Annotated in this window: 13 protein-coding genes; all 13 read left to right on the top strand. The window is 71.8% G+C overall.

Annotation, left to right across the window (positions count from 1 at the left end):
* Positions 1-69: 69 nt before the first annotated feature.
* The 13 genes from rsmH (at position 70) to pgeF (ending at position 16,862) form a co-directional block, all read left to right on the top strand.
* On the top strand, positions 70-1,092 hold the full coding sequence (gene rsmH / locus K3888_RS06565) for a 16S rRNA (cytosine(1402)-N(4))-methyltransferase RsmH (protein WP_230929454.1): 1,023 nt from the start codon (positions 70-72) through the stop codon (positions 1,090-1,092).
* Positions 1,089-1,892 (top strand): cell division protein FtsL, encoded by an 804-nt coding sequence (ftsL, locus tag K3888_RS06560; RefSeq protein WP_230929453.1) that lies wholly within the window; start codon positions 1,089-1,091, stop codon positions 1,890-1,892. Before rsmH ends, ftsL begins: the two co-directional genes overlap by 4 nt.
* A gap of 25 nt (positions 1,893-1,917) precedes the next feature.
* The gene (locus K3888_RS06555) at positions 1,918-3,831 is read left to right on the top strand and encodes a peptidoglycan D,D-transpeptidase FtsI family protein (RefSeq protein WP_230929452.1); all 1,914 of its coding nucleotides are present in this window, start codon (positions 1,918-1,920) and stop codon (positions 3,829-3,831) included.
* A 74-nt stretch (positions 3,832-3,905) separates the two neighbouring features.
* The gene (locus K3888_RS06550; RefSeq protein ID WP_230929451.1) at positions 3,906-5,465 is read left to right on the top strand and encodes a UDP-N-acetylmuramoyl-L-alanyl-D-glutamate--2,6-diaminopimelate ligase; all 1,560 of its coding nucleotides are present in this window, start codon (positions 3,906-3,908) and stop codon (positions 5,463-5,465) included.
* Positions 5,462-6,967 (top strand): UDP-N-acetylmuramoyl-tripeptide--D-alanyl-D-alanine ligase, encoded by a 1,506-nt coding sequence (locus tag K3888_RS06545; protein WP_230929450.1) that lies wholly within the window; start codon positions 5,462-5,464, stop codon positions 6,965-6,967. Before K3888_RS06550 ends, K3888_RS06545 begins: the two co-directional genes overlap by 4 nt.
* Positions 6,964-8,055 (top strand): phospho-N-acetylmuramoyl-pentapeptide-transferase, encoded by a 1,092-nt coding sequence (mraY, locus tag K3888_RS06540; RefSeq protein ID WP_230929449.1) that lies wholly within the window; start codon positions 6,964-6,966, stop codon positions 8,053-8,055. Before K3888_RS06545 ends, mraY begins: the two co-directional genes overlap by 4 nt.
* Positions 8,056-8,069: 14 nt before the next feature.
* Positions 8,070-9,560, top strand: coding sequence for a UDP-N-acetylmuramoyl-L-alanine--D-glutamate ligase (gene murD / locus K3888_RS06535; protein WP_230929448.1), 1,491 nt, complete (start codon positions 8,070-8,072; stop codon positions 9,558-9,560).
* 3 nt (positions 9,561-9,563) lie between these two features.
* Positions 9,564-11,282: a putative lipid II flippase FtsW gene (gene ftsW, locus K3888_RS06530; protein WP_230929447.1), complete on the top strand. Its 1,719-nt coding sequence runs from the start codon at positions 9,564-9,566 to the stop codon at positions 11,280-11,282.
* Positions 11,279-12,406, top strand: coding sequence for an undecaprenyldiphospho-muramoylpentapeptide beta-N-acetylglucosaminyltransferase (murG, locus tag K3888_RS06525; protein ID WP_230929446.1), 1,128 nt, complete (start codon positions 11,279-11,281; stop codon positions 12,404-12,406). The genes ftsW and murG overlap by 4 nt, the downstream gene beginning before the upstream one ends.
* A gap of 53 nt (positions 12,407-12,459) precedes the next feature.
* A complete protein-coding gene (gene murC / locus K3888_RS06520) occupies positions 12,460-13,872 on the top strand; it encodes a UDP-N-acetylmuramate--L-alanine ligase (protein ID WP_230929597.1) in 1,413 nt (470 codons plus the stop codon).
* A gap of 13 nt (positions 13,873-13,885) precedes the next feature.
* Positions 13,886-14,710 (top strand): cell division protein FtsQ/DivIB, encoded by an 825-nt coding sequence (locus K3888_RS06515; RefSeq protein ID WP_230929445.1) that lies wholly within the window; start codon positions 13,886-13,888, stop codon positions 14,708-14,710.
* Between the two features lie 218 nt (positions 14,711-14,928).
* Entirely contained in the window at positions 14,929-16,134 is a 1,206-nt protein-coding gene (gene ftsZ, locus K3888_RS06510; RefSeq protein ID WP_230929444.1) for a cell division protein FtsZ, read from the top strand.
* Between the two features lie 8 nt (positions 16,135-16,142).
* Entirely contained in the window at positions 16,143-16,862 is a 720-nt protein-coding gene (pgeF, locus tag K3888_RS06505) for a peptidoglycan editing factor PgeF (protein ID WP_230929443.1), read from the top strand.
* Positions 16,863-16,996: the final 134 nt, after the last annotated feature.

The following is a 16,996-nucleotide window of genomic DNA, read 5'->3' as shown; positions in this document are numbered from 1 at the left end:
TACCGGACGGGGACCAGGGGGCTCCACCACAACCGGAGCGCACACCCATTCCGGATGCGAGGAGGCGAGATGGCGACAGAGCCCGATGCCGACCGCGACGACGCTCGCTCAGGGCATGTTCCCGTCTTCCTCGAGCGGACAATCGAACTCTTCCGCCCCGTCGTCGCGACCGCTACAACCGAAGGCCGCCGTCCGGTGATAGTGGACGGCACGCTCGGGCTCGGCGGACACACCTCCCACCTCCTCGCGGAGTTCGAGACCCTTCGGGTGCTCGGGGTCGACCGCGACCCGGCCGCGCTCGAGATGGCCACCCGCCGGCTCACCGCCTTCCGTGACCGGTTCACACCGGTGCACGCTCGTTTTGACGACTTCGACTCAGTGGTGGCCGCACTCCCGGCAGATTCCAGGGATGACGCCGGCCCGGCGATCGACGGCATCCTACTGGACTTCGGGGTCTCATCGATGCAGCTCGACGTGGCGGACCGCGGCTTCGCATACTCCGTCGATGCGCCGCTCGACATGAGGATGGATCCCACCACGGGGCCCACCGCGGCCGACATCCTGGCCGATTATCCGCGTGACGACCTGGCGCGGATCTTCCGCGTCTACGGCGAAGAGCGCTTCGCACGTCAGATTGCCGCCGCGATCGTCCGCCGTCGCGACACTGATCCTCTACGCACAAGTTCCGAGCTCGTGGAGTTGCTCTACGACACCATCCCGCAGGGTGCGCGTAGGACCGGCGGACACCCGGGCAAGCGCGTCTTCCAGGCGCTGCGGATCGAGGTCAACGCGGAGCTGGAGGCGGTGGAGAACGCCGTCCCCGGGTATCTCGACCTCCTCCGCGGGGGCGGCCGTGCCGTGTTCATGGCCTACCACTCGCTGGAGGACAAGATCGTCAAGCGCGAACTGTCCACGCGGACCGCGTCCCGGACCCCGGCGGGCCTGCCGGTCGAGCTGCCGGGCCACGGGCCGGAGTTCGCAGCCGTCACCCGTGGAGCGGAGAAGGCGTCACCGACGGAAATCGATCACAACCCGCGTTCGGCCTCGGTCCGAGTGCGATGCGTCCGGCGAATCGACGGGAGAATCCCATGACGAGCACCATCGACACGGCCGGAGCCGATACCCGGACCGCGGCTCCGGCACCCGCTGGACCTGAGCTCGACGGGCCCGCACCGGCGAGGCGGGCAGTCGGTCTGCGGCGCAAGCCGGTCACCCGCTCGGTCCGCGGTCGACGCACGGTCGTCGTCCCCGCTGAACGCCTCAGCGCAGCTGAACTCGCCGCGAGAGTGCCCTTCGTCGTCGTCCTCCTCCTCGTCATCGGGGCCGGCGTCGGAGGCACCCTCCTCCTGTCCGCGCAGACCACCCAGGATACCTACGACCTCAAGAACGCTCGTGACGCCAACGTCGAACTGGTCGAACGGATGGAGTCGCTCCAGGCCTCCAACGAGCGTGCCCGGTCGGCGGAGGTTCTCGCGCAACGCGCAGAGAAGCTCGGCATGGTCGGCGTCGCGAGCGCGCCGATACTCACCAGGGGGTCGGACGGGGTCATCCAGATCGTCGGCGAGCCCGAGGCGAAGCTCGGCGCGCCGATCAAGCCGCTCCAGCCTGCTCCGGTAGCGTCCGATCCGCCGAAGTCGTCGGACCGCGACGGGTTCGACGCACCACCCGCCCAGGCCCCCCAGGACCGTGCACCCCGAGGGGTCTCGCCCGTCCCGTACCCGCCGATGTCCGGCCCGCCGGCGCCGCTCGCGGCACCGGCACCCGTGGCCGACCGCGTCCCGCAGGCCCCCGCCGCACCGGCGGATCCCGCGCCACAACCGGATGCTCCCGCGCCCGCGCCGACCGGTGGCGAGCTCGCCACCCTGGCCCCCGTGCCCGGACAGCCCTTCTGACCGTCAGAACCCGAAAGGCCTCTCGATGACCGACCGACGCACCCCGGGAACGGGCCGGCGGGGCCCCTCAGGCGCCCCGCGCGGCGTGCCGCCGGGAAACGGGCGGCCACCGAACCGGTCCGGACGGATCCGCACCACCGCCTCCACGGACGGGCGGTTCACGTTCATGCGGACGCTGTTCGCCATCATCATGGTGGTCGCCCTGGTCAAGTTGCTGTGGGTGCAGACGATCGGCGGCACGGAGCTGGCCGCCCGCGCGGAGAGCCAGCGGCAGGTGCACCAGGTGCTGCCCGCCACCCGCGGATCGATCGTGGATGTCAGCGGCGACCCGATCGCGTTCACCCGCGAGGCACGCGATCTGTCCATCCAGCCGAAGGTGGAAGAGGCCAACGCCGAGGAGCGGCGCAAGCTCGACAGCACCAAGCCCGGCTGGGACGAGCTGGTCGACGACATCGCCGACGAGTTCGAGAAGGTCCTCGGCGACTCCGTCGACCGGGACGAGATCGAGGCCAAGCTCGACTCGGGCGGCGGCTTCACCTACCTGGCCCGCAATGTTGACGTCACGCAGGCCAACGAGATCACCAAGAAGTTCCCGATGATCGGCGCCGAGCGCGTGGACATCCGTGAGTACCCGGGCGGCTCGCTCGGTGCCAACGTCGTGGGTGCCACGACGAAGAGCGACGAGGGCAAGCTCATCGGACTACAGGGGATCGAGGCGTATTTCAACGACGCCCTCGACGGCGAGGACGGGCGCCAGACGTTCGACCGGGCCCAGGACAACACGGTCATCCCGGGCACGCTGCGCAACGTCGCCGAACCCCGGGACGGCGACACCGTCCGACTCACCCTCGACGCGGACCTCCAGTGGCACGTGCAGAAGGCCATCCAGTCCGCCAAGGACTCGTCCGGCGCCGAGAACGCCTCCGCCGTCGTCCTGGATGCCCACACCGGGGAGGTCCGGGCGATGGCCAACGACAACACCTTCAACCCGGCCGTGGGGATCGGGGCGGAACTCGAACGCGGGGCCGACCTCGGCAACCCGGCGATCACCTCGCCGTTCGAGCCCGGCTCGGTCCAGAAGATCATCACCGCCGCCGCGGCGATCGAGGCCGGCCTGACCGACCCCGACGAGGTCCACTCCGTCGACGGCAGCATCAGTATGGAGGGTGTCACGGTCGCCGACGCGTGGGAGCACGGGCCGACCCCGTATACAACCACCGGGATCTTCGGTAAGTCCTCCAACGTCGGCACCCTGATGCTCGCCCAGCGGGTGGGCAAGCAGCCGTTCTCCGAGTACCTGGAGAAGTTCGGGCTCGGCCAACGGACGGGGATCGCGCTCGCCGGTGAGTCCGAGGGGCTCGTGCCGGACCTGCAGAACTGGCAGGGCGGCACGTTCGCCAACCTCCCGATCGGTCAGGGCCTGTCCATGACCACCCTGCAGATGGCAGGGATCTACCAGGCCATCGCCAACGACGGCGTGCGGGTCCCGCCCCGGATCGTGGCAGAGCAGGTCGGCCCTGACGGCGCCGCTGTGCAGACCGAGCGCCCCGAGGGGGTTCGGGTGGTGAGCGAGGAGACGGCCCGCACCGTGCGGGACATGTTCCGCGCGGTCGTTCAATCGGGCCCCGGCGCACAGGCCGGCACGGGCCCGCAGGCCGCTCTTGCCGGCTACCAGATCAGTGGCAAGACCGGAACCGCCCAGCAGATCGATCCCGGGTGCTCCTGCTACTCCAACTCGCGGTACTGGATCACCTTCGCGGGGATCCTGCCGGCCGATGACCCCGAGTATGTGATCGCGATCATGCTCGACGCGCCACAACGTGGCGTGCTCGGCGCCTCCGCCGCACCGTTGTTCCACGACATCGCCTCGTGGCTGGTCAACAGGGACAACATCCCGCCGTCCGCGCCCGCCCGCGAACTGATCCTACAGGCGCAGTGACCGCAGCGCGGCAGGGTAGCGTGTAGCGAGTTCACGGGAGGGCGCGAGCAAGGAAGGCAAGGCGAGAACAGGCGATGATCACAGCCGCACAGTTGGCCGACGCGGTGGATGCCGCGGTACTCGGCGACAGGGCCGGTGCCGACGTCGACCTGGTCGGCGCCACCATCCGCGCCCAGGATGCGGGGCCCGGAATCCTGTTCGCGGCACTGCCCGGCGCACGGGTCCATGGCGCCTCGTTCGGTGCCACCGCCATCGAGGCGGGGGCCTCCGCGATCCTGACCGACCCGGAGGGCATCGCGATCCTGTCGGCCGTGGCGGGGCAGTTGCCGGTTCTCGTCCACCCCGAGCCCCGCTCGGTGCTGGGCGCCGCCTCCGCCCTGGTGGCCGGGGATCCGTCGGCGGAGCTCGACGTCGTGGGGATCACCGGCACCTCCGGCAAGACCACGACGTCCTATCTCGTGGAGGCCGCGCTGCTGGGCAGCGGGGCCGTCGCCGGACTCATCGGGACCACCGGCAGCCGGGTGGCCGACCGGGTGCTCCCGAGCCGCCTCACCACCCCGGAGGCGCCGGAGTTCCAGGCACTGCTCTCCCGGATGCGCGCCGAGGGGGCCCGCGCGGTGGCCGCCGAGGTCTCGAGCCACGCGCTGCGGCTCGGCCGCGTCGACGGGACCCGATTCGAGGTCGGCGCGTTCCTCAACCTCTCGCAGGACCACCTCGACTTCCACCCGGATATGGAGGACTATTTCCGGGCCAAGTGCCGACTTTTCGACGCCGCCGCGGACCCCGGCTCCGCCGTCGCGCCCGCCGTGAAGGCGGTCGTGGTGATCGACGACGACTGGGGCCGGCGTCTCAAGGAGATGCGCCCGGACGCCGTCACGGTCTCGGCCGAGCCGGGGGCGGACGCGGACTGGACGGCCGGGGAGTCCGTCACCACCGAGTACGGCACCCAGACGTTCACCGTCCACGGACCGGGCGGGTTCACCACGGAGGTGGAGCTCCCGATCCTCGGGCGGTTCAACGTGGCCAACGCACTGGTCGCGCTCGCGATCGTCGACGCGCTCGGTGTCGACGTGCGGACCGCGGCGGTCGGGCTGACGCAGGTGCGGGTCCCCGGCCGCCTCGAGCCGGTCGTTCGCGGGCAGGACTTCCGCGTTCTGGTGGACTATGCCCACAAGCCCGGAGCGGTGGCTGCCGTCCTCACGTCCGTTCGCGCCCAGGCCACGGGGCGGATTGCCGTCGTGCTCGGTGCGGGAGGCGACCGCGACGCCGGAAAGCGCGAGCTGATGGGCGCGGCGGCAGCGGACATCGCCGACCTCGTGGTGGTCACCGACGACAATCCGCGCACTGAGGATCCGGCGTCGATCCGGGCCGCCGTCCGGGCGGGCGCCGAATCCGCCGCCGGGGAACACACGCTGGTCCGCGAGATCGGTGATCGCGGCGCCGCAATCGGGACGGCGATCGACTGGGCCCGCACGGGAGACATCGTGGTGATCGCCGGCAAGGGCCACGAGACGGGCCAGGAGGTCAACGGGACCGTGTACCCGTTCGACGACCGCGCCCGGGCGGCGGAAGAACTCGTCAGACGCCTTGGATACACCGCCCATGAGGGCGAGACGGAGGACAGCACGTCATGATCGACCTCACCCTCGGTGAGATCACCGAGATCGTCGGTGGTCGATTGGTCGGAGGTGACCCGTCCACTGCCGTCACCGGAACCGTCGAGTTCGACTCCCGGCGCGTCGCGGAGGGCGGGCTGTTCCTGGCCCTTCCCGGCGAGCGGGTCGATGGCCACGATTTCGTCGCGCGCGCCCTGCGATCGGGGGCGGCCGCGGCGCTGGTGGCCAGAGAGGTCGACGGTGCGGGGGGCCCACAGATCGTGGTGCCGCAGGTCGATCGGCGTGAGACCAACGCCATGGCGCTGGCCGCCGACACCGACGGCTCCGGGGCGGCGGTGCTGGCGGCACTCGGTTCGCTGGCCCGCGCCAGCGTCGAGCGCCTGGTCGCCGAGCACGGCCTCACCGTGGTCGGGGTGACCGGCTCGTCCGGCAAGACCAGCACCAAGGACCTCATCGGGGCCGTGCTCACGGCGGCGGGCACCGTCATCGCCCCGCCCGGCTCGTTCAACAACGAGATCGGCCACCCCTGGACCGCTCTGCGTGCGGACGAGTCGACCGACTTCCTCGTCCTCGAGCTCAGCGCCCGGGCCCCGGGCAACATCACCGAGCTCGCGGCCATCGCCCCGCCGCGGGTGGGGGTCGTGCTCAACGTGGGAACGGCCCACCTGGGCGAGTTCGGCTCGCGCGACGTCATCGCGGCGACCAAGGGGGAGCTCGTCGAGGCGCTCCCGTCCGCCGCCGACGGTGGTGTCGCCGTACTGAACGACGACGACGAGCGTGTCTCCGCGATGGCCTCCCGCACGTCGGCGGACGTCGTCCGGGTGGGCCTCGGGTCGTCGGCGGACGTGCGCGCCGAGCGGGTGTCCCTCGACGACGAGGCGCGCGCGTCCTTCCGGCTGATCACCCCGGATGGTGAGGCCGACGTCGCACTCCGGGTGCACGGCGAACACCAGGTCGGCAACGCGCTGTCCGCGGCCGCCGTCGGCCTGGCCTGCGGGATGGGTGTCGACCGGGTCGCCGCCGCACTCGGGACCGCCGAGGCAGCCTCGGAACGCCGGATGGACGTCCGGGTGACCCCGGACGGCGTCACGGTCATCAACGATTCGTACAACGCGAACCCCGACTCGATGCGGGCCGCGCTGAAGTCCCTGGCCGTGATGGCCCGCTCGGGGGGCGGCCACCGCCGCACCTGGGCCGTTCTGGGCGAGATGGCGGAACTCGGCGACGACTCGGTGATCGAGCACGATCTGGTGGGCCGGTTCCTGGTCCGGCTCGACGTGTCCCAGCTCGTCGTCGTCGGTCACGGCCGCCCGCAGCGGGCGATGTTCCAGGGCGCGGTGCAGGAGGGCTCGTGGGGTTCGGAGGCGGACCACGTCGCCACCGCCGAGGAGGCATCGGCGATCCTGGACGAACGCCTGGCCCCGGGGGACATCGTGTTGGTCAAGGCCTCGTCGGCCGTCGGTTTGTGGGGTGTCGCCGAGCACGTGCTCGCGGCGCGTGGTGAGGAGAACCAGCAGTGACACAGATCATGGTCGCCGGCGTCGTGGCGTTCGTCGTGAGCATCTTCCTCACTCCGCTGCTCATCATCTACTTCCGCCGCCACGGGTACGGCCAGGAGATCCGGCTCGAGGGCCCGAAGTCCCACATGAGCAAGCGCGGGACGCCGAACATGGGCGGTCTCGCGATCCTGACCGCGGTGTGGCTCGGGTACATCGTGGCCGGCATCGTCGGCCAGGTGACGGTGGGTGGCGGCGGCTTCACCGCCTCCGGACTGCTGATCCTCGGTCTGGCCACCGCGCTGGCCGTCGTCGGGATGATCGACGACGGCCTCAAGGTGTTCAAGCGTCAGAACAAGGGTCTGGGCATCCTGTCCAAGACGGTGGGTCAGGTCCTCGCCGCGGTCGCGTTCGGCATCCTCGTGCTGCAGTTCCGCAACGCCGACGGGGTCACCCCGGCCAGCCAGTCGCTGAGCTATGTGCGGGACTTCGTCGCGGTGTCGTTCCCGTTCGTCGTGTTCCTGGTCTTCATCGTCGTCCTCGTCTACGGCTGGTCCAACGCGGTCAACTTCACCGACGGGCTGGACGGTCTGGCGGCGGGCTCGATGGCCATGGTCATGGGCACCTACGTCGTGTTCAGTTTCTGGCAGTTCCGCTACTCCTGCTTCTCCACCGCGGAGGGCGTGGACCTGTCGGGCTGTTACCAGGTCCGTGACCCCCTCGACATCGCCGTGGTGTGTTCGGCGGCGCTCGGCGCCTGCCTCGGCTTCCTGTGGTGGAACGCGGCCCCGGCCAAGATCTTCATGGGCGACACCGGGTCGATGTTCCTCGGTGGCATCGTCGCCGGCGTCTCGGTGGTCTCGCGCACCGAGCTGCTCATGGTCGTGGTGGGCGCGGTGTTCGTCATCGAGTTCGTCTCGGTCCTCATCCAGGTGATCGCGTTCCGGACCACGGGGCGCCGACCGTTCCGCATGACCCCCATCCACCACCACTTCGAGAACGGCGGATGGGCCGAGACCACGGTGACCATCCGGTTCTGGCTCCTGGTCGCGATCTCGTGTGGTCTGGCGATCGCACTGTTCTACGGCGACTGGCTCGCGGCGTCGGTGTGAGGGGTGTAGGGGAGATGACGGCCGTGGCCGAGATCGATGTGCGTGCGCTGACCGGTGCCCGGGTGCTGGTGCTGGGCGCCGGCGTGTCCGGCCCCGGTGCGGTGCGGATCCTCGACGCCCTGGGTGCCGAGCCGGTGGTCGCCGATTCACGGCCCGAGGCGATCGAGCGCCTGCGCGCGGCACTGCCCGAGGGCGTGACGTGCGCGGGGGTCGACCTCGACCGTGCCGCCGGGCTGCTCGCCGCCGGCGACGGGCGTAGCCCCGTGGAGCTGGTCGTGACCAGCCCGGGGTGGCGTCCGGACTCTCCGTTGTTGGTCGCCGCCGCCGGGTCGGGGGTGCCGGTGTGGGGAGACGTGGAGTTGGCGTGGCGTGCCGACGCCGCCGAGCTGTTCGGCCCGCGCCGCACGTGGCTCGCCGTGACCGGCACCAACGGCAAGACCACCACCACCGCGATGCTCGAGGCGATCTGCCTCGAGGCCGGGATGGCCGTCCGCGCGTGCGGGAACATCGGTCTGCCGGTGACCGACGTGCTGCTCGCCGAACCGCGGGTGGACGTGCTCGCCGCCGAGCTGTCGAGCTTCCAACTCCACTGGGCGCCGAGTTGCCGCCCGGACGTGGGCGTGGTGCTCAACGTGGCCGAGGACCATCTGGACTGGCACGGATCGATGGCGGCCTACGCCGCGGCCAAGGCGCAGGTCCTCACCGGTCGCGTGGCGGTCGCCGGTGCCGACGACGAGATCGCCGCACGCCTGCTCGCCGACGCCCCTGCGGGCACGCACATCGGGGTGCGCCTGGGCGCACCGGCGCCGGGCGAACTGGGCGTGACGGACGGGACCCTCACCGCATGTCTCGGAACACACCGGGGTGACGACGACGAGACCGTCGATCCCGTCCCGCTGCTACCGGCCGCCGACGTGTCCCCGGCGGGCCCCGCGGGCGTCCTCGACGCGCTCGCCGCCTCGGCGGTGGCACTGTCCGTGGGGGCGCGTCCGGAGCACGTCGCCGCGGCCCTGCATGCGTTCGAGGTGGGGGCCCACCGCGCGGCGCCGGTCGAGACGATCGACGGCGTGCACTACGTGGACGACTCGAAGGCCACCAACCCCCACGCGGCGCGCACGTCGCTGCTCGCGGGCGGGCGGCGGGTGTGGATCGCCGGTGGCCTGCTCAAGGGCGCCGACGTGGATCCGCTCGTGGCCGAGGTCGCGCCCGTGCTGCGCGGTGTCGTGCTGATCGGCCGTGATCGCGGCCGGATCGCGGAGGCATTGGCCCGACACGCGCCCGACGTGCCCGTCGTGCAGCTGGAATCAGGGGACGATGGCGTAGCGGCGGTTCCCGACGAGCCGCAGCAGACGATGGACCGCGCGGTCGCGGAGGCCGCACGGATGGCCACAGGTGGCGACACGGTGTTGCTCGCCCCCGCAGCCGCGTCGATGGACATGTTCACCGACTACGGCCACCGCGGGCGCAGCTTCGTCCTCGCCGTGGGCCGCGTGGCCGGGAGGTAGGGCATGGCACTGGAGAACCCCGCTCGCCGTGGGCGACGCCCCGGCACCGACGCCGACCGCGCCGCCGACAGGCCCACCGGCGACAGCGGTGACCGGGAGACCCGTCCTGATCTGCTCGGCCGCATCGCCGCGCCGCTGGTGGCGATCAACCGTGCCCCGCTGACGTCGTACCACGTGGTCATGGTGGTCACGGCATTGCTCACCGTGATCGGGCTCGGCATGGTGCTGTCCAGCTCGAACGTGCTCGCCTTCTCCGGCGGCGGCACCCCGTTCGACATCTTCCTGCGCCAGGCCATGTTCGTCGGTCTCGGCGTGATCGGGTTCGCGGCGGCGCTGCGGATGCGCTTCGACCTGTTACGCAGGTTGGGGACGCCGATGCTGCTGGTCTCGATCGGCCTGCTCGTGGCGGTCCTCATCCCGGGCATCGGTTCCGAGATCAATGGTTCTCGCGGCTGGATCAACCTCGGGTTCTTCTCCATCCAGCCCGCCGAGATCGCCAAGTTCGCGTTCATCATCTGGGCATCCTCGGTGGTCGCCAAGCGCATCCGGACGGGGTACTGGCTGGACCTGCTGTTCCCTGCGGTGGTCGGCTTCCTCGTGGTGGCGGGCCTCGTCGTCGTCGCCCCCGACCTGGGCATGGCGACCGCGGTGACCATCGCGTTCCTGTGCATCCTGTGGTTCGCGGGTTACCCCACGCGCCATTTCGTCCTGGTGATCGCGTTCGGCACCGCCCTTTTCGGCGTCCTCGCGGTGGCGTTCGCCTACCGCTTCGAGCGGATCCGCACCTACATCGACACCCTCCGGGGCGACTTCTCCAACCCCCAGGGCGCGGCCTACCAGTCGTATCAGGGAATGCTCTCCCTCGCCGACGGCGGTCTGTTCGGCGTGGGGCTGGGACAGTCCAGTGCGAAGTGGTTCTACCTGCCCGAGGCGACGAACGACTTCATCTTCGCGATCATCGGCGAGGAACTCGGCTGGTTCGGCGCGGCGGTCGTGGTCTCCCTGTACCTCACGCTCGGCTGGGCCGGCCTGCGGATCGCGATGCGGTCGGTCGACCCGTTCCGTCGGCTGCTCGCGGGCACCATCACGGCGACGATCGTCCTGCAGGCGTTCATCAACATCGGCTACGTGGTGGGCCTGCTGCCCGTGACCGGCCTGCAGTTGCCGCTCATCTCCAACGGCGGCACCTCGGCGGTGGTCACCCTGACCTCACTCGGTCTGCTGGCCAACTGTGCACGGCACGAGCCCGAGGCGATCTCCGCGATCCTCTCGTCGCCGCAGCGTCGCCGTCGTCGTCGATTCTCTCTTCCCGACCCGCAGCCCTACACCCCTGAGCGTCCGGTGCCCGCCTCGGCGGCCCCCGGTCGTTCCAGCGAGGGCGCCCGCCGCTACGGCGAGCCGGTGACCCGCCGGCCGGCCTCCGGCCCCGGCGGTCCGACGCCGCGTAGGAGTGGGGGCGGCCGTCGCGTGGCGGAGCCGGCTCCGGTGCCCAGGCCACCCCGCGGCGCGCCGCGGGCCCCGGTGTACGAGACGATGCCGATCCCCGGCGACGCCGCCCGCGACCGTCGGCGCGGCGCGACCGCCATGACCGGCCGCAACGCGCGCCCCGTGCGCGGTCGCGAAGAGGAGCGTCGCCAGCCGCGACGTGCCACCGACCCCGGCGCCCGGCCGACCCCGGGGACCCCCAGACCAAGTCCGATCCACCGCGGTAGGGAGCGATGAGTACGAGTACGACACGCGGGCCCTCGGTCCTGGTGGTCGGCGGCGGGACCGCCGGTCACATCGAACCCGCCCTCGCGGTGGGCGAGGCCGTCACCGTCCTGGACCCCACCGCCCGTGTCACCGCGGTCGGCACCCCACGCGGGTTGGAGACCGAGATCGTCCCGCAGCGCGGCGTCCCCCTCGAACTCGTGGACCCGGTCCCGCTCCCGCGGCGCGTCAACGGCGACCTGTTCCGGCTGCCCGGACGGCTCTTCAGGGCCGTCCGCGGCGCGCGCGCGATGTTGCGCCGGACCGGGGCCGACGTCGTGGTGGGATTCGGCGGCTACGCCTGCGTGCCGGTCTACCTCGCCGCCGGACCGCTCGCCGGCCGCGGTCGGCGGGTGCCGATCGTCGTGCACGAGGCCAACGCCCGTGCCGGGATCGCCAACAAGCTCGGCGCCCGGTACGCCGAGGCGACGCTCACGGCCGTGACCGACTCGGGGCTCGATGCCCTGGTGGTCGGCAATCCCGTCAGACAGTCGGTCGCGAACCTCGACCGTCGGGAGCTGCGCGACGAGGCGCGTCGGGCGTTCGGCCTCGACCCGGACGCACCGACCCTGCTGGTGGTCGGCGGTTCCCAGGGCGCCCGCTCGCTGAACACGGCGATGTCCGCGGTCGCGGAGGAGTTCGCCGCCGCCGGCGTCGGCGTGCTCCACGCGGTGGGCCCGAAGAACGTCGACGACGCACCGACCGTGACCGGAGCCGGCGCGCCGTACGTGACGGTGCCGTACCTGGACCGCATGGATCTCGCGTACGCCGCCGCCGACCTCATCCTGTGCCGCTCCGGCGCGATCACCGTGGCCGAGGTCTCGGCCGTCGGGCTGCCCGCCGTGTTCGTCCCGCTGCCCCACGGCAACGGCGAGCAGGCGCTCAATGCGCGGGACCTCGTCGCCGGCGGCGGCTCCCTGATGGTCGACGACGCCGACCTGAGCCCCGACTACCTGCGGTCGACGGTGTTGCCGCTCTTGCTCGACCGCGACCGGCTCGACGCGATGTCCGTGGCCGCCGTCAGCGGCGGCTCCCGAAACGCGGCGGAGGTCGTGGCCCGGGCCGCGCTCGACGCCGCCGGAAAGGCCGCCCGGTGACCGATGCCCCCGCCACCCACGCCGCGGTGCCCGTGGTCCTGAACCGCGTGCACATGATCGGGATCGGCGGCGCCGGCATGTCCGCCGTCGCCCGCATCCTGCTCGATCACGGAGTGGCGGTGTCGGGCAGCGATGCGCGAGACTCGGTCGAGCTGCGCGCGCTCGAGCATCGCGGCGCGGTGGTCCGCGTCGGCCACCACGGCGAGGCGCTCGGCGCGCTGGGGCAGGCCCCCGAGATCGTGGTGGTCTCCAAGGCCGCGATCCCCGCGGACAACCCCGAACTCGTCGCGGCCCGTGAGGCCGGCATCCCCGTGGTGACCCGCTCCCAGGTGCTCGGGCAGCTGGCGCGCTCTGTCCGGTCGATCATGGTGTGTGGGACCCACGGCAAGACCTCCACCACCTCGATGCTCATCGCGGGGATGGCCGCGGCCGGATCGGATCCGTCCTTCGCCGTGGGCGGGACGGTACTTCAGTTCGGTACCAACGCCCGGGGCGGCGCGGACCCGGTGTTCGTCGCCGAGGCCGACGAGTCCGACGGTTCGTTGGTGCACTACGACCCCGACGTGGTGATCCTCACCAACGCCGAACCGGACCACCTCGACCACTTCGGGACAGCCGAGGCCTACTTCGAGGTGTTCGACACCTTCCTCGCCCGCATCCCCGCGTCAGGTGCGCTCGTGGTGTGCCTCGACGACGAGGGCGCGGCCGAGCGCGCCCGCCGCGCCGCCGCGGCCGGCGTGCGCGTGCTGGGGTACCGCACCACCACCGGCCCGGACACCGGCCTCCCCGTCGCCGCCGCGCTCGACACGGTCACGGTCGACTCGACCGGCGCCCGCGCCGGGCTCACCCTCGACGGTGGGGCCCGGGGCGAACTGCACGTGGGTACGCCGGGCGAGCACATGGCGCTCAACGCACTCGCCGCACTGCTGGCCGCACGTGAGGTGACGGGCCACGACCGATTCGACCTCGAGGGCTTCCTGGCGGGGCTGTCCGGGTTCGGGGGAGTGGGGCGCCGGTTCGAGCCCAAGGGCGAGGCGCGGGTGGCCGGCGGCCGGGCGCGCGTCTTCGACGACTACGCGCACCATCCCACCGAGGTGACCGCGGTTCTCGGCGCGGCACGCGAGATCGTCGAGGCCGACGGCGGACGCCTCGTGGCCGTGTTCCAGCCCCACCTGTACTCGCGGACGCGGATCTTCGCGGAGGAGTTCGGCCTGGCGCTGTCGCTGGCGGACGAGGTGGTCGTGCTCGAGGTCTACGGCGCCCGGGAGCAGCCCGAGCCCGGCGTCGACGCGGGGCTCATCACCCGTCACGTCACCGCGCCCGTGCACAGGGCCGCCGACCTCGACGAGGCCCTGTCCACCGTCACCGGCCTGCTGGCCCCGGACGATGTGGTGTTCACGCTCGGCGCCGGCGACATCACCACGCTCGGCCCGCGCCTCGTCGCCGGCGCCGGGCAGGGGTCGTGAGGAGGGCCGGACGGTGACCGACGACCCCGTCGACCGGCCTGATCCCGGACGGGAGGGCCCGCTGACCGACGACCCCGACCGCCACCGGGATGCGGCCGCCGTTCGCGAGTCCGACGAGCGTGTCCGGCACTCCGATCCGGCCGTCCGCGCCAGGTTGCGGCGTCGACGTCGCCGGACCAACCGCATCTACATCGGGCTCGGCGTGGCCCTGGTCGTCGTCCTCATCGCGTACATCGCCATGTACTTCCTCCCGGTGTTCGCGGTGCGCGAGGTCAACGTCAACGGACCGCAGACCATCCCCGCGGAGGTCGTCGTGGAGCGTGCCGCGGTGGCCCCCGGCACCCCGCTGCTACAGGTGGACACCCACGCGGTGGCCCGCCGGGTCGCGGGGATCCCCCGGGTCGACCAGGTGACGGTGACGCGCGACTACCCGTCGGCCCTACGGATCGAGCTGGTCGAGCGGACCGCCCTGGTCGTGGTGGACGTCGACGGCGCACAGCATCTCGTGGACGCCCAGGGCATCGACTTCGGTGAGGGGGAGGCGCCGCCGGGAACGCCGCTGCTGACCGTGGGCGAGGACGCGCAGAGCAACCTGCCGGGGATCGTGCGGGACCTGGCGACCGTGTTCGACGCGGTCCGGGGTACGGCCGGACAGGAGCTCACCGAGGTCGAGGTGGACACCCCGGCCTCGATCGTCCTCACCCTCGGGGACGGCCGGATCGTCGAATGGGGCGCGGCGGGCCGCGACCAGGAGAAGGCGATCGCCCTGCAGATGGTGCTCGAGCAGCCCGGCGAGACCTGGAACGTCTCCAATCCGGCGCTGCCGACCTCCCGCTAGCCGGCCGGACGGCCCCTTCACGCGCCGGTCGACACGACACGCCCACGCGCTTCGTGGACGCACGGGGTTGCTGCCCCTACCGTGTGATCCGACGGCGGAAAAGGCCTCTGACCAGCAAGTTTAACCCTCAACTAGAGGGTGAGACTTCAGGTTCACAGAACTTTCGTCGAGACAGCACGCAACCGAGCACGACACCCCCAAAGGAAGGCCGGGCCTCGATGAGCTCACCGCATAACTACCTCGCAGTCATCAAGGTCGTCGGAATCGGCGGCGGTGGCGTCAACGCGGTCAACCGCATGATCGACGAGGGGCTCAAGGGCGTCGAGTTCATCGCGGTGAACACCGACGCGCAGGCCCTGCTCATGTCGGACGCCGATGTCAAGCTCGACGTGGGCCGGGAGCTCACCCGCGGGCTCGGTGCCGGCGCCGACCCGGAGGTCGGCCGTAAGGCCGCCGAGGACCACAAGGACGAGATCGAAGAGGTCCTCAAGGGGGCCGACATGGTCTTCGTCACCGCCGGCGAGGGGGGTGGCACCGGCACGGGCGGCGCGCCCGTCGTGGCGGCGATCGCGCGCAAGCTCGGCGCGCTCACCGTGGGTGTGGTCACCCGTCCGTTCTCGTTCGAGGGCAAGCGTCGCGGCGGCCAGGCGGACTCGGGCATCGATCAGCTGCGCGAGGCCTGCGACACGCTCATCGTGATCCCGAACGACCGTCTCCTCCAGCTGGGCGACGCGGGGGTGTCGATGATGGAGGCGTTCAAGACCGCCGACGAGGTCCTGCTCAACGGTGTCCAGGGCATCACCGACCTCATCACCACCCCGGGCGTGATCAACGTCGACTTCGCCGACGTCAAGGGCGTGATGTCCGGCGCGGGCAGCGCCCTCATGGGAATCGGTTCGTCACGGGGGGAGGGTCGCGCGTTCAAGGCCGCGGAGGCCGCGATCAACTCGCCGCTGCTCGAGACCACGATGGAGGGCGCCAAGGGCGTGCTCATGTCCATCGCCGGCGGCAGCGACCTGGGGCTGTTCGAGATCAACGAGGCCGCCTCGCTCGTGCAGGAGGAGGCGCACCCGGACGCCAACATCATCTTCGGCACCGTCGTGGACGACTCGCTGGGCGACGAGGTCCGCGTGACCGTCATCGCCGCCGGGTTCGAGGGCGGATCGCGTCCGATCACCGCGGGTGGTGCCCAGCCGCGCCGCGGCCGTCACCATCTCGACGACGAGGATGCGGTACCCGGAGCCTCCGGGGACACCGGCGGAGCCTCCGAGCTCGGCTCGACGCCCCTCGGTGGAGGCCGTCGCGAGGAGCCTTCGTACCCGGCGTCCGCCGGCTCGGCCGGGCCCTCGTCCTCGCCCGCACCGTCGTCCCGCCGCCGTGACGAGGACGACGACATCGACGTCCCGCCGTTCATGCGGCACTGAGGCCGATAGTGGCATCTCACAGCACCGGACGCGTCCGCCGGGTGGTCACCGACCGCCGTGGCGGCGCGTCCACCGGTGATTTCGACTCGTTCAACCTGGGCGACCACGTCGGCGACGCCCCCGCGGCGGTCGCGGCGAACCGGGCGCGGCTCGCACGCCGCCTCGGTCTGCCCGCCTCCGATGTCGTGTGGATGGATCAGGTCCACGGCACCCGCATCGCCCGCGTCACCCGGGCGACCGGCGGGCCCGTCCCCGCCACCGACGGTCTGGTGACCGACAAGCCGGGTCTGGCCCTGGCCGTGCTCACCGCGGACTGCGTGCCCGTGCTGGCCGCGGACTCCGAGGCCGGTGTGATCGGTGCGGTCCACGCCGGACGGGTCGGTGCCGTCGGGGGGATCGTGCCCGCGCTCATCGGGGCCATGACCTCCCTCGGTGCCCGCGCCGAGCGCCTCACGGTCCTGCTCGGCCCCGCCGCGGCGGGGGAGCACTACGAACTCCCGGACGAACTCGCAGACGAGGTCGAGGCCGCGTTGCCCGGCAGTCGGACCCGTACCGTCGGCGGCACCTCCGGGGTCGACCTCCGGGCGGGCATCACCCGGCAGCTCGCCGGACTCGGCGTGAGCAGGGTCGACTCCGATCCGCGGTGCACGATCGCCGACGAGTCCCTGTTCTCGTATCGCCGGCAGGGCCGGACCGGACGACAGGCCTCCGTCATCTGGCGCGACTAGGCGTCCACGACGCCTGCAGGATCGCGACCGCGTCGGGCCGCGGTCTGACCGGGCCACGGTGTGTCTGGCCGGGCCGACGGGTATTCCGATAGGTTACGGGCCATGCAGCACTGCGTCGGCGTATCGGTAGGTGG

The sequence above is a fragment of the Dietzia aurantiaca genome (assembly GCF_021033825.1).
Classification (GTDB): Bacteria; Actinomycetota; Actinomycetes; order Mycobacteriales; family Mycobacteriaceae; genus Dietzia; species Dietzia aurantiaca.
Note: the sequence above shows the minus strand (reverse complement) of the source record. Positions and strands in the feature narration are given on the sequence as shown.

Bases quoted from the DNA above. Each gene is read 5' to 3' on its own strand.
- ftsW (WP_230929447.1), top strand. From the start codon at position 9,564: ATGGCACTGGAGAACCCCGCTCGCCGTGGGCGACGCCCCGGCACCGAC.
- K3888_RS06550 (WP_230929451.1), top strand. From the start codon at position 3,906: ATGATCACAGCCGCACAGTTGGCCGACGCGGTGGATGCCGCGGTACTC.
- K3888_RS06545 (WP_230929450.1), top strand. From the start codon at position 5,462: ATGATCGACCTCACCCTCGGTGAGATCACCGAGATCGTCGGTGGTCGA.
- murC (WP_230929597.1), top strand. From the start codon at position 12,460: ATGATCGGGATCGGCGGCGCCGGCATGTCCGCCGTCGCCCGCATCCTG.
- K3888_RS06555 (WP_230929452.1), top strand. From the start codon at position 1,918: ATGACCGACCGACGCACCCCGGGAACGGGCCGGCGGGGCCCCTCAGGC.
- rsmH (WP_230929454.1), top strand. From the start codon at position 70: ATGGCGACAGAGCCCGATGCCGACCGCGACGACGCTCGCTCAGGGCAT.
- ftsZ (WP_230929444.1), top strand. From the start codon at position 14,929: ATGAGCTCACCGCATAACTACCTCGCAGTCATCAAGGTCGTCGGAATC.
- murG (WP_230929446.1), top strand. From the start codon at position 11,279: ATGAGTACGAGTACGACACGCGGGCCCTCGGTCCTGGTGGTCGGCGGC.
- murD (WP_230929448.1), top strand. From the start codon at position 8,070: ATGACGGCCGTGGCCGAGATCGATGTGCGTGCGCTGACCGGTGCCCGG.
- ftsL (WP_230929453.1), top strand. From the start codon at position 1,089: ATGACGAGCACCATCGACACGGCCGGAGCCGATACCCGGACCGCGGCT.